This is a genomic window from Indioceanicola profundi (assembly GCF_003568845.1).
Classification (GTDB): domain Bacteria; phylum Pseudomonadota; class Alphaproteobacteria; order Azospirillales; family Azospirillaceae; genus Indioceanicola; species Indioceanicola profundi.
Genome location: NZ_CP030129.1, coordinates 232,089 through 244,461 on the forward strand (window position 1 = coordinate 232,089; position 12,373 = coordinate 244,461).

The following is a 12,373-nucleotide window of genomic DNA, read 5'->3' on the forward strand; positions in this document are numbered from 1 at the left end:
GCGAGAACACAATCAGTTGGGCAGATGCCGGACGGACCAGCTGGCAATTGTTTCGCACGGATGTTGTTCATATTCACGAGCAACACCAAAGCGGAGCAGTTCCGTTGGCAACCTCCGGACACTTGGAAGGGTTTCAACATGGACAGGCAGCAAGGGGCGAGTTTGCCAACCAGCAATCTGGAACATGGCAGAGGGCATAGCAGCTGTCATCACGATCAGCATGGCCCATATACCGGACCTCCGACAGGAGCTGTCCAGGTTACTGATCCAGTCTGCGGGATGAAAGTCGATCCGGCTACGGCCCCACATCAATCGAATGTGGCCGGCACGACCTATTACTTCTGCAGCGCGGGCTGCAAAACCAAATTTGACGCTCATCCTGACTACTATCTGACCCCGTCCGGTATACAACCAAATTCCAAGCCAACAGCCCAGCCAGGTGCTATTTACACCTGTCCTATGCACCCGCAAATCCGCCAGGAGGGGCCGGGAACCTGCCCCATCTGCGGCATGGCCCTGGAGCCGGAGACAGTATCCTCCGAAGTGCAGCCCAATCCTGAATTAAGGGATATGTCCCGGCGTTTCTGGATCGGTCTCATCCTCAGCATTCCGCTCCTGATCCTGGAAATGTCTGCGCATCTGCCGGCCTGGGGGCTAGCCGACCTCTTGCCCGCGCGCATATCCGCGTGGGTTCAGCTGGCATTGGCGACACCTGTTGTCCTTTGGGCGGGATGGCCCTTTTTCGTGCGCGGCTGGGCCTCCATCCGCACCCGCAATCTCAACATGTTCACCCTAATCGCAATCGGTGTCGGCGCTGCCTATGCCTATAGCGTGATAGCCGTCGTGGCCCCCGGCATCTTTCCGGACGGCTTCCGCGGGCCGGAGGGCAATGTGGCCGTCTATTTCGAGGCGGCAGCGGTTATCGTGGTTCTGGTCCTGCTGGGCCAAGTGCTCGAACTCCGCGCCCGGGAGCAGACCGGCGGGGCGATCCGGGCCCTTCTGAATCTCGCGCCCAAGACGGCCAGGCGCACCATGCCGGATGGCCACGATGAAGAGATCCCGCTCGATCAAGTGCATGCTGGCGACCGCCTAAGGGTCCGTCCCGGCGAGTCCGTGCCTGTGGATGGCGAGGTGCTGGAGGGGCGCTCATCCGTGGACGAGTCCATGGTGACCGGCGAGTCCATTCCCGTGGAAAAGGAGCCGGGTTCCAAATTGATCGGCGGCACTCTGAACGGCACCGGCGGCCTTGTCCTGCGCGCCGACAAGGTGGGCTCGGACACCATGCTGAGCCGCATCGTGCAGATGGTTGCCGAGGCGCAACGCAGCCGCGCCCCGATCCAGGGCCTGGTGGATGTGGTGGCGAGCTACTTCGTTCCCGCGGTCGTTGCCATCGCCATCTTGTCCTTCATCACCTGGTCGGTCTGGGGACCCGAGCCCTCGCTAGCCTACGGCCTGATTGCGGCGGTGTCCGTGCTCATCATCGCCTGTCCCTGCGCACTCGGCCTGGCGACACCGATGTCGATCATGGTCGGCGTTGGCCGGGGCGCCCAGGAAGGTGTGCTGATCAAGAACGCGGAGGCGCTGGAACGCTTCGAGAAGGTCGATACCCTGGTGGTGGACAAGACCGGCACGCTGACGGTCGGAAAGCCGAAGCTCACGGCCATCAGGCCTGTAGGCAGTCTCGACGAACAAAGCCTCCTGAGCGCCGCGGCAAGCCTCGAGAAGGCCAGCGAGCATCCTTTGGCCGCCGCCATCCTGGCGGCCGCGAAGGAGAAGGGAACCGTCGCCAAGGACCCGACCGACTTCGCTTCGGTGACCGGACAAGGTGTCACCGGGACCGTGGATGGTCAGCGGGTGGCCTTCGGGAACGCCAAACTGATGCGGGCGGAGAAGGTGGATCTCTCAGAGATGGAGGCCATTGCCGAGCGTTTCAGGCGCGAAGGGGCAACCGCGATGTACATCGCCATCGGGGGGGCTCCCGCAGGCGTCGTGGCCGTCGCCGATCCCATCAAAGAGAGCACAGCCGCCGCACTGGCGGCATTGAAAGCTGACGGTGTGCGCGTCGTCATGCTCACCGGCGACAACCGCACCACGGCCGCAGCAGTTGCCCGCCGGCTCGGGCTGGATGACTTCGAGGCGGAGGTCAGCCCCGAGGACAAGTACGAAGTCGTCCGGCGTCTCAAGAATGAGGGCCGGGTCGTGGGCATGGCGGGAGACGGTGTCAACGACGCGCCTGCCCTGGCCGAGGCGGACGTCGGCATTGCCATGGGAACCGGGACCGACGTGGCGATCCAGTCCGCAGGGATAACCCTGGTGAAGGGCGACCTCGCTGGAATTGCGCGCGCCAGGGCGCTCAGTCGGGCCACGATGCGGAACATCCGGCAGAACCTGTTCTTGGCCTTTGTCTACAACACGCTCGGCGTTCCGGTTGCCGCAGGCGTTCTCTACCCGGTCTTCGGGCTGCTACTGAACCCGATCATCGCCGCGGCGGCCATGGCCCTGAGCTCGGTGTCGGTCATCGCGAATGCGCTCCGCCTGCGCGTGGCGGCGATCCGCTGAGGGAGTTATCCATGGGCGGCATCCCATTTCCCGATATCGACCCGGTCGCCCTTGAGATCGGACCTCTGGTAATCCGCTGGTATGCGCTGGCCTATCTTGCGGGCTTCCTGCTCGGCTGGCGGTATGCGATGCGGCTGGCCCGAACCAAGCCGGGCCAGCCCACGGCTGACGATATGGACGATTTTCTGACCTGGGCGATCGTCGGCGTGATCCTGGGCGGCCGTATCGGCTATGTGCTGTTCTATGACGTCTCCAGCTACGTCGAGGAGCCGCTGCGCATCCTAATGGTCTGGAAGGGCGGCATGTCCTTTCATGGTGGACTGCTCGGGGTTACCGCGGCAGGACTGATCTTTTCACTGCGCCGCGGCATCCATCCGCTGGCACTAGGAGACGTGCTGGCGGTTGTTGCGCCCATCGGTCTACTTTTCGGGCGCATTGCCAATTTTGTGAACGGAGAGCTATACGGCCGAGTAACGGATGTTCCCTGGGGCGTGGTCTTCCCCCACGGAGGTCCGCTCGCCCGCCACCCGAGCCAGCTGTACGAGGCGCTCCTGGAAGGGCTTGTGCTGCTGATCGTCATGGCCGTTTTGGCCCGACGCCCGGCACTCCGGGAGCGTAACGGCTTCCTGACCGGAGCTTTCCTGACGGGCTACGGATTGAGCCGGTTCGCCGTCGAATTCTTCCGCGAACCCGACGCGCAGCTTGGATTCCTCTTTGCGGGAACTACCATGGGACAGCTGCTGTCAATACCGCTGATTCTCATCGGTCTGGTTCTGATCCTGGTGGCGAAATCACCGATCGAAGATCGCCAGACCAGGGTGGGTGTCCACAGGAATGCGCGATAGCTGGCGGGATCGCACTTACCATGCCGAAGCTCATCCACCCACCCCGTGCCGAGGTGCGGTGCGGCCATGAGGTCCGCTCTCGGCGGAAAGGGCGCCAGACGGCACCGGGAAGGGCCATGAACCTCCGGATTCAGAACCTGCGGTCGGATCGGAAGCGGGACTGATCGCTGCCCGTTTTCATATCCCCCGGGGGGCTGGCGCAATCCCTGTTCTGGCATGGCTCTGCCCTGATGTTCAACACTCGCGAGGACCCGGATGGACCAGTTTTCTGAAGCGCTTGTCACTGCCGCGGGCATGCTCTGGAAGTCATTGTGGGCCTTGATCTTCGGGTACATCATCTCGGCAGGCATTCAGGTCCTCGTGACGCGCCGGCAGATGGCGCGGGCGTTGGGGGAGAGAAGTGTCCGGCAGACCGGGCTTGCCGCGCTGTTCGGGTTCATCTCCTCCTCCTGCTCCTTCGCCGCGCTTGCGGCGTCCCGCTCCGTGCTGGCCAAGGGAGCGCATCCCGTAAACTCTATTACCTTTCTGATCGCCTCGACGAATTTGGTGATCGAGCTCGGGATTGTGCTCTGGGTGTTGCTCGGCTGGCGCTTCACCTTGGCCAACTTTCTGCTGGGCATCATTATGATCGTTTATGCCCACCTGCTGACGCGAATATGGCTGCCGAAAAAGCTCAGCGAAGAAGGGCGTCGCAAAGCCGAGGCCACGCAAAAGGCTGAGGAAGGCATGGGCGGGGGAGAGATCAAGGGCGGCTGGAAGGAGAAGTTGTCCTCAAGAGCAGGTTGGGAGCAGATCTCCGCTGCGTTCTTCATGGAATGGGGAATGGTCTGGAAGGAGATCCTGATCGGATTCACGATAGCCGGGTTCATCTCGGTGTACGTGCCCCAGGAGGTGTGGAACGCGCTGTTCATCAAGGGGGACGGGGATAACTCAGGGCTTCCCTTCTGGGCAGTCTTGGAAAATGCTGCGATTGCTCCTGTTGTTGCGTTTTTTACTTTCATCGGCTCCATGGGGAATGTCCCTCTCGCAGCCATGCTGTGGTCTCGTGACGTCAGTTTCGGCGGGGTCATGTCATTCCTGGGCGCCGACCTCGTTGCCGCTACTGTCATCTGGGTCCACGTCAAATATTACGGCTGGCGATACGCTGCCTACCTGTCGGGACTGCTGTATCTGTGCATGGTCGCTGCCGGGCTGACTGTGCACTACCTGTTCGCCGCAGTTGGAGCCATTCCATCAGAGCGGCCTGCGCTGAGCGAAATGGTCCGCTTCGGAATCGACCATACTTTCTACCTGAACCTTGTCTTTCTTGCGTTGGCAGCAGCTCTGGCGTGGCTGCATTTTTGGGGTGGCCGCTCTCGTGCGGGCAGAACAGCGTAGCCGCTCTTCGGCGTTCGTCTGCGGCAAGAGGGCGTTTAGTGGTTTTGCCTGCGCCAGTCGCGGAGCAGCTTGAATGCAACCGGCAGAAGGGTAATGCCACCTACGAGAACGGCGACGAGCAGCATGCGGTCGGATTCGGCTTCAATCAGGTGCTCACCGAAATAGGCTAAAGCGAAACTGATCGGCACCACGCCCGCGAGGGTCGCCAGGGCAAAGCGCAGGAACGACAGGGGTGACAGACCGGCAGCGTAACTGACGGCGTCGAAGGACAGAAAAGGCACCAGTCGGCTTGCGAACACGACACCCATCAGGGCGGCCTGCGACCGCTCCTTCTTCAGAAAGGACAGGCGGCCATCCAGCTTGCGTTCCACCGCCTCGTATCCCAGCCAACGGGCAATGCCAAACGCGATCAGCGCTCCGGCTTCCGCGCCCAGCACGATCCATACCGTTCCCCAGACAGGGCCGTACGCGGCACCCGCGGCCAGCGCGATCGGCCCGCTGGGAATTGGGCTCATCACGATGGCGAGAACCATCAGGGCGATGACGATCAGCGGCCCCCAAACGCCCAGTTCGAGGATGAACTGCTGCAAGTCCGCCCTGTTGCTGAGCACGAAGAGGTATCCTGATTCCCGCAGGAGCCAATACGCTCCACCAAGTAGAAGCAACATCGCCAGCGCGAGAATGACCTTACGTCTCGACAAACAGGAATACTCCGCATTGAGGCAATCTGCTCACCAGCTCCCGGCGTCGGCGCGACAATCAGGGCGTTTGTCTTGCAGACAACAGTCTGAACCGACTGGCAAGCAGCCGGTTCCATCAATATTTGCCTTGGCGGCACGGCGATCATTTTCTACGGCCTCTGTTGGGAGGGCGGTTGATCACCGGCTAGAAGTCGAAATGGAAATTGTGGGCTCAGTATTCCTGGCCATGACAGTGCTGATGGCATCCGCCATGCCCGCCACTGTCGTCGCCCCGGCATCTGTACCGCGGTTGCCGTCGCAGCCTCCAGGGCAAACCATGATGCCGGGCGGCATGATGATTTGATCCTGAAGGAGCAGACGACACAACCGACAGCGCTCAGTGCGATGCGCCATCAGAGACGTGCACCTCAACCTCGACTTGGCCGCTCTCAAAGGTGAGCATCAGCGGCACTCGGTCGCCAGTAGTGAGGGGCTCCTTCAGCCCTTTGAGGAGCAGGTGCCGCGCCCCAGGGCGCATGGCGATCGGAGCCCCCGGTGGAAGCGCCAGAGCCTCCACCGGGGTGACGTTCCCCCTGAGGGTATCTTGAATGATCACGCGGTCGGCAGCAGGCGACGTGGCATGAAGCAGGCGGTCGGGCTCTCTTCCGCCATTGATGAGCGGAAAGAACACGGACACCTCCGATCCGTCGGATGGTTCGGCCCAGGGGTGGCCAATCATCACCGCTCCGGTCTTGTAGCTGTGCGCGACAGCCGGTACAGCCGCGGCGGTGATGAAAATGGCCGCCAGTGACGAAATGAGCGTTCGGCGGTTGGCAAACATGCGTTGCTTTCCTGTTTCAGGGTTCTGGAGAGGGCTGCACCCCGGCTTGCGCTGCACGGGGCACGGTCTTGCAGGGGGTGATCATGTCGGCAGACGACAGATCAAATGAAAAGCTCGACGGCTTGATCCAGCAGGCACTTGAGTGCGCCTGCGATCTCGGCGACCTGGACACCGCCGATCACCTGCTGACGGCCTTGGAGCAGCGTGCAGGGCGTCGGGGGGGTGGCGAGATGCGCCCCTCCCTGTCCTCCGCGTACAGACATCTGGCCGCGCTGAAAGGCGCATCATAGCGGCAGGCCGTGCATTGACGGCATCATCGGCTCTGAAAGAGCGACAGGAACCGGTCGAGAAGGCCGGGCTTCCCGGTCAGCGCCTCAAGATGGGTGACCGCGTTCTCAGGCTCGAACTCCAGCCCATGATACCGCGCCCGGACCTTGCCGGTCGGATCGATCAGGTGCATGACCGCGGCATGCATCTGCATGCCGTCCTCCATCGGCATGAAGGACACCCCGAAGCTCTCAGCCAGTGCGCGGGTTGCGTCGGGCTGCCCGGCGCCGCTGGAGAGCAAAGTCGCGTTGGCCGAATCGAGACCGTGGGCGCGGGCGAACCCCTCCAGGATCTCCGGCGTATCCCGGACCGGGTCCGTCGTGATCGCCACGAACTCCACCCTGTCCTTGAGCGGACCGGCATTCACCAGCTGCTGCACCGCCGCGATGCTGTCGGTATGCAGCGGGCAGACGTCCGGGCAGTTCGCATATATGAACCAGAGGACAACCGCCTTGCCCTGGAAGTCATCCAGGCTGACCGGCTTGCCCTCAAGGTCGAGCAAGGCGAAACCCGGCGCCGGCCGATCCACGAGCTCGGCGTAATGTTCGATGTCGGCCAGATGCCCGGCGTGCCCCGCATGCGGGTCGGCAGCGGCCGTGCCCGCCAGTCCAAAGGCGGCAATCAGCAACGCGGCGGCGAAAAGGGTCTTCATGTCGGTGTGCTCCAGAATGGAAGGTCAGCGATCGGCCCCGGCCCACCGCTGGCTGATGCTGCGCTGGCGCGCCTGGATCTCCGGCGGCCATGTGCTCTTGATGAAGGTTAGGACGGCCTGCATCTCCTCGGCCGAGAGGACCCCGGAGAAGCCTGGCATGTCGCTCTCGTAATCGCCGGGCACGAAGGCTCCCGGACCTTCAGCGATGATTCCGAGCAGGACAGTGTCGGGATGATGCCAGGTATGCCCCGTCTCATCGTGCGGGGGTGCTGGAAGACGCCCGTCCGGCCTACGCGACCGCCAGTCCGGCTGGCCCTCGAGGTTTTCCCCGTGGCACGCTGCGCAATGCTCGGCGTAGATCGCAGCACCTCGGGCGATCTCGGCGGCATCCGACCGGGCAGCCGGGCCGCTCTGCACCCCATTCCAGGCAAGGATGCCCGCCACGACCAGGACCAAGCTGGTGCCGACGATCAGAACCGATGTTCGTTTCATCACCGGGCCTCCTCGGATGGGCTCGGTCCGCGTTCCACCGCGACGACATCGCCGCCTCGCTCCACCGCACCGGCCGTGTCCAGGGCAGTAAGCACCCGCTCCGCGGTCAGAAGTTCCGGCAGCACGATGCCGCGCGGTGCGCCCGGGCCATAGACGATGTTGAAGGGAATGCCGTAGCGGTCGTGCCGCGCCAGGAACCCGGCGATCCGGGGATCCGGATTGGTCCAATCCGCCTGCATCGCGACAACGGTCCCGGCCCGGAGGGCGGATGCGACCTCCGGCTGCTCGAGCACCAGCGACTTGTTGGCGATGCAGGTGATGCACCAGTCGGCGGTGACATCGACAAAGACCGTCCTGCCCTCAGCGACAAGCCGCGGGATGGCCGCCTCGTCGAAGGCGGACCAGTGCAGGCCGGGCGCGGACCGCACGGCCGTCCCCGGCCCGGAGACGGCCGGTAGAACGGTCCCCGCCACCAGCAGCAGGGGGATGGCCACCAGGGCCGGACGGTAACGCCGCTGGACCCGCGCTGCAACGGCGACAGCCGCGACAGCGGCCGTCAGCGCTGTTCCAATGCCAAGGGCGAGTACCGCCGACGTCTGTGCCGCCAGGATGGTGAGGAGCCAGACAGCGGTCGCCGCCAGCGCGGCAGCCAGGATGAGCCTCAGCTTGGCCATCCACCGGCCCGGTCGCGGCAGAAGCTCGACCAAGCCGGGAAAGAGCGCGACGGCAAGATAGGGCAGTGACAGCCCGAGCCCCAGACTGGCGAAGATGGCGAGGATCTCCAGCGGGCCGCGGGCGAAGGCGAAGCCGATCGCCGTTCCGAGGAACGGCGCCGAACAGGGGGTCGCCAGCAGGGTCGCGAAGGCGCCGGTCGCGAAATGGCCGGCCATGCCGTCTCCGCCCGCCTGTCCCATCCTGGTGGCGATTGCCGCGGGCAGTCGGAATTCAAAGGCGCCCGCCATATTGGCTGCGAAGATGATCACGGCGGCCGACATCACGATCAGGAACAGGGGCTGCTGGAACTGCATGCCCCAGCCGATCTCGGCCCCAGCGAGCCTGAGCCCCACGAGGATGCCTGCCAGCGCCAGCATGGATGTAAGGACGCCCACGGCCGTGACGAGGAAGCCGACGCGGATCTGGCGGTGTTCCCGGCCCTGCTGGCCGAGGACCGACATCAGCTTGAGCGACAGAACAGGCAGCACACAGGGCATAAGGTTCAAAATCAACCCGCCAAGCAGGCCCAGGGCGATCATGGGCAGCAATTCGGCCGTCCACGAAGACGACCTGGCGAGGGATGCCGCGGTCAACCGATGTTCCGCAGCCAGGGTTTCGTCGAGTACCGTGATCGTGACCGGCTCGCCCGGCAGCGTCACCGCATCCGGACCGGACACGATCGGCAGCTCGGCCCGCAGACCACCGGCCACGCGATCGACAACGGGGGGCCCGAAGGACCATCGCTCGCTCTCCACGATGAGGTCCGGACTTTGAAGAAGGGTCGTAGAGGCGACGTCCACGACCAGGCGGGGATCATCTCCGGCGCGGACGGCAGCACCCTGGACGGAAATGCCCGAGGATCGGCCATCATCGGGAACACGCGCCCTGTACCGCGCGATCAGGCCCGCGGCCGCCGGGTCGATGCCGGCAGTGCCGGGCGGAAGGTCCAGGGAGAGACTCAGCGTGGTCGGGACGCAGACATCGCTGCACACCAGGATGTCGGCGGTTCCGCGCAGCGCCACCGGCTCACCGGGTCGCTCGACCTCAAGCTCGAGAGGGAAAACGACCTCGTCCGTATAGCCGAAGGTGTCGATCCCGAACAGCGAGAACCGGTGCGGGGCCGGCCATTGCATCCGCACCCCCGCCACATTCCCCGAGGCCGACCAGTCGATCGTGGGCGGGGTGCCTGCATCCCCGGGGGACCGCCAGTAGGTCTTCCAGCCATCCGCCAGCTCCAGATGCAGCCCGGCCGGGATGCGCTCCAGCTGCCCCGTGGCATCGACGGAGGCGACGAGGCGGCCGCGGATCGCGTCTTCCGCCGCCCAGGACCCGGCCGCAGCCGCAGCCAGGCTCGGGATGAGCAAGCCCGCCAGAAATCCCGCGGCCGCGCTCATTGCTGTCCGGGAGAATCGTGAACCGAACATAAGAACAACTCCGATCGGAGCGGACCGGCGGGCCTGCGGCATCGCAGGCCCGCCGCTCGTGCCTTACTCCGTGACGTAGAGCGAGGTGGAGCCGTCGGCCTTGAAGGCATAGATCTCGAACGGCGCCAGCTTCGGGCCCTCCATGCCCGGCGAGCCCAGGGGCATGCCGGGCAGTGAGATGCCCTTCACCTCGGGGCGCTCCTCGAGCAGCTTCTTGATGGTGGTGGCGGAGACATGCCCCTCGACGACATAGCCATCGACCAGGAGCGTGTGGCACCCGGCGAGTTCCGGCGGCACGTTCTGCTGCTGCTTGATCAGCGGCAGGTCGTGGGAGGGGACGACCTTCACCTCGAAACCATTCTCCCGCAGATGCTTGGCGTGCCCTTCGCAGCAGCCGCACTGGGGGTTTTTGTAGAGGATAGCCTCCTTGCCGCTCTGCGCGAAGGCAGCGGTCGGGGAGAGAAGGGCGAGCGACAGGGCGATGGCGGACAGGATACGCATGGGTTCTGTTCCTTTTCGGTGCTGGGGCGCGGCTCAGGCCACGCGGATAGCGCTCATCATTCCGGCGGCCTGGTGTTCCAGGATGTGGCAGTGGAACATCCAGTCCCCGGGGTTGTCGGCCACGAAGGCGATCTCGATCCGCTCGCGGGGGGATAGAAGGACGGTGTCCTGCCATTCCCGGTAGCGCGTCGGCTCGCCGTTCCGGGACAGCACCCGGAAGGTGTGGCCATGCAGGTGCATGGGATGGTGCCAGACCGTGTCGTTCGCGACGGCGATGACGCAGGTCTGGTTGCGCTTCAGGGTGAAGATCGGGTCCATGACATGCCCCTGGGCGTGGTCATGGGTGACCCCATTGATGGCCCAGGCCATGCCGTGGCGCGTCATGCTGCGCATGTCGGTCATTCGGCCATGCACCATGGCGCCCGCCATCATGCCCATCATGCCGCCGCCGAGCGTCACCGCGTGCCGGACGGCGTTGGCGAGATCGGGTTCGGCAACCGGGTTGGCGGGCAGCCGCACCGGGGCGTCCGAACCTGCGCTGCGCAGCGGAGGTTCGGCGCCGTAGGCCAGATCCGCCAGGCGGTAGGCCAGGCCCTCATAGAAGTCGTCGACGACTTCGGTGCGCGCGTTCGGCCCGCCTTCCATGTCCAGCACCAGGTCGATCCGCTGGGCCGGCGCCAGGACAACACGGCCGTCGGCGGGCTCATGCGGCTCAACGCCATGCCCGTCGATTGCAATGATGCGAGGGCTGTGGCCCTTGAAGCGGAGCCCGAAGATCCGGCCGTTGGCGGCATTGATCAGGCGCAGCCTGACCCGTTCACCCGCCCGGACCGGGACCTCGTCCACAACCCGCCCATTGATCGTGACGGTGTTGCCGACCCGGCCGGCATGGGACATGTCCATGAAATTGCCGAAGTCGTTGCTGATCGAGGCGTCCTCGAGCAGGCGCCAGTCGTCGAGCACCCAGGTGACATCCCGGTCCACCTGGATCGGGTCGCGCTCCTCTACGATGAGCGGGCCATAGAGTCCGCGGCCCACCTGCACATGGCTGTGATGGTGCGGGTGGTACCAGAAGGTTCCGGCATCCACGGCATCGAACTCATACAGGAAGGTCTCGCCCGGGGCGATCGGCTTTTGGGTCAAATGCGGGACGCCATCCATGGCATTGGGTGTGCGGATTCCGTGCCAGTGAACGGTGGTCTCCTCATCCAGGCTGTTGGTCACGACGACGCGCAGCCGGTCGCCCTGGCGGATCCGGATTTCCGGTCCGGGGACGCGACCATTGTACGCCCAGACAGCGGTCTGGGGACGATCTGGCCCTACCACCGACGCCGTGCCGGGGCCGGCATTCAAGTGAATGGTCGCGTTGCTTTCGGCGGCGAACAGGTTGGCCCGTGGAAGCACGAACCCGGCTGCGAGACCGCCCCCGGCCAGGAGCAGGCGTCGGCGGCTCAGCGGCCGCGACGGGGAAAGGGTGGACATGATTTCCTCGTATCCATATGCGATCGGGTGCCGTGGGTTGCACGGACAGCCGGACAGCAGGCAGGCCATCGGCCTGCCACGACGGCTCCGGTCAGCCCTGCCGAAGCAGGCCGACCGACTGCGTCAGATGGATCTCGGAGGATAGGGTTCGGGGTCGAGGCGGATCCCGCCGGGCATCCGCGTGGGCTGCCCAATTTCGGTCGCATGCCTGAACGTGCCGGCGGCGACTGAACCCGGTAGGAGACCAGGCATCAACATGCAGGCCTTTGCGCAGGCCGCCATGCTCATGGACATCTCATCCATGGCATCGCAGTCGGGACAGCCGGTGTCCGCGTTGACGCTCATTGCCGGGGCGGCAACGGCGCCGGCTTGCGATGCCGCCATCCCGGGCATGGACCAGCCCGCCCCGCCGACAAGCGCGAGGACGAGCATCAGGGAAAGAAGGCGGCGGACCAGCGTCATGAAAAGAGTATGGGACT

13 protein-coding genes are annotated in these 12,373 nt (G+C 64.7%); 4 read left to right on the forward strand and 9 right to left on the reverse strand.

Going from position 1 to position 12,373, the window contains the following annotated elements; all coding sequences use genetic code 11:
• Positions 1 to 12: 12 nt before the first annotated feature.
• On the reverse strand, positions 13 to 222 hold the full coding sequence (locus DOL89_RS25330) for a hypothetical protein (protein WP_162937853.1): 210 nt from the start codon (positions 220 to 222) through the stop codon (positions 13 to 15).
• Between DOL89_RS25330 and DOL89_RS24375 the strand changes: the two genes are divergently transcribed.
• From DOL89_RS24375 to DOL89_RS24385, 3 genes are all read left to right on the forward strand, one after another.
• A complete protein-coding gene (locus DOL89_RS24375; protein ID WP_119682024.1) occupies positions 139 to 2,559 on the forward strand; it encodes a heavy metal translocating P-type ATPase in 2,421 nt (806 codons plus the stop codon). The genes DOL89_RS25330 and DOL89_RS24375 overlap by 84 nt on opposite strands.
• A gap of 11 nt (positions 2,560 to 2,570) precedes the next feature.
• Positions 2,571 to 3,404 carry a prolipoprotein diacylglyceryl transferase gene (lgt, locus tag DOL89_RS24380; protein ID WP_119681951.1) on the forward strand — a complete coding sequence of 278 codons (834 nt, stop codon included), beginning with the start codon at positions 2,571 to 2,573 and terminating at the stop codon, positions 3,402 to 3,404.
• Between the two features lie 255 nt (positions 3,405 to 3,659).
• Positions 3,660 to 4,781 carry a permease gene (locus tag DOL89_RS24385; protein WP_119681952.1) on the forward strand — a complete coding sequence of 374 codons (1,122 nt, stop codon included), beginning with the start codon at positions 3,660 to 3,662 and terminating at the stop codon, positions 4,779 to 4,781.
• 35 nt (positions 4,782 to 4,816) lie between these two features.
• On the opposite strand, the gene DOL89_RS24390 is transcribed toward DOL89_RS24385, so the two are convergent.
• Positions 4,817 to 5,392, reverse strand: coding sequence for a TVP38/TMEM64 family protein (locus DOL89_RS24390; protein ID WP_225890104.1), 576 nt, complete (start codon positions 5,390 to 5,392; stop codon positions 4,817 to 4,819).
• A 466-nt stretch (positions 5,393 to 5,858) separates the two neighbouring features.
• Positions 5,859 to 6,302, reverse strand: a complete 444-nt coding sequence (locus DOL89_RS24395; RefSeq protein ID WP_119681953.1) for a copper chaperone PCu(A)C — start codon at positions 6,300 to 6,302, stop codon at positions 5,859 to 5,861.
• A gap of 83 nt (positions 6,303 to 6,385) precedes the next feature.
• Here DOL89_RS24395 and DOL89_RS24400 point away from each other — a divergent pair, with 83 nt between their 5' ends.
• Positions 6,386 to 6,592: a hypothetical protein gene (locus DOL89_RS24400; RefSeq protein WP_162937881.1), complete on the forward strand. Its 207-nt coding sequence runs from the start codon at positions 6,386 to 6,388 to the stop codon at positions 6,590 to 6,592.
• Positions 6,593 to 6,615: 23 nt separating this feature from the next.
• Here the strand turns inward: DOL89_RS24400 and DOL89_RS24405 are convergent, their stop codons facing one another.
• The 6 genes from DOL89_RS24405 to DOL89_RS24430 form a co-directional block, all read right to left on the reverse strand.
• Positions 6,616 to 7,281 (reverse strand): SCO family protein, encoded by a 666-nt coding sequence (locus DOL89_RS24405; protein WP_119681955.1) that lies wholly within the window; start codon positions 7,279 to 7,281, stop codon positions 6,616 to 6,618.
• A gap of 24 nt (positions 7,282 to 7,305) precedes the next feature.
• Positions 7,306 to 7,773: a cytochrome c gene (locus DOL89_RS24410; protein WP_119681956.1), complete on the reverse strand. Its 468-nt coding sequence runs from the start codon at positions 7,771 to 7,773 to the stop codon at positions 7,306 to 7,308.
• Positions 7,773 to 9,851, reverse strand: a complete 2,079-nt coding sequence (locus DOL89_RS24415; RefSeq protein ID WP_162937882.1) for a protein-disulfide reductase DsbD family protein — start codon at positions 9,849 to 9,851, stop codon at positions 7,773 to 7,775. Before DOL89_RS24415 ends, DOL89_RS24410 begins: the two co-directional genes overlap by 1 nt.
• Positions 9,852 to 9,974: 123 nt before the next feature.
• The gene (locus DOL89_RS24420) at positions 9,975 to 10,412 is read right to left on the reverse strand and encodes a DUF411 domain-containing protein (protein ID WP_119681958.1); all 438 of its coding nucleotides are present in this window, start codon (positions 10,410 to 10,412) and stop codon (positions 9,975 to 9,977) included.
• A 33-nt stretch (positions 10,413 to 10,445) separates the two neighbouring features.
• The gene (locus DOL89_RS24425; RefSeq protein ID WP_119682026.1) at positions 10,446 to 11,894 is read right to left on the reverse strand and encodes a multicopper oxidase family protein; all 1,449 of its coding nucleotides are present in this window, start codon (positions 11,892 to 11,894) and stop codon (positions 10,446 to 10,448) included.
• 123 nt (positions 11,895 to 12,017) lie between these two features.
• Positions 12,018 to 12,356, reverse strand: a complete 339-nt coding sequence (locus DOL89_RS24430; RefSeq protein ID WP_119681959.1) for a hypothetical protein — start codon at positions 12,354 to 12,356, stop codon at positions 12,018 to 12,020.
• Between the last annotated feature and the right edge of the window lie 17 nt (positions 12,357 to 12,373).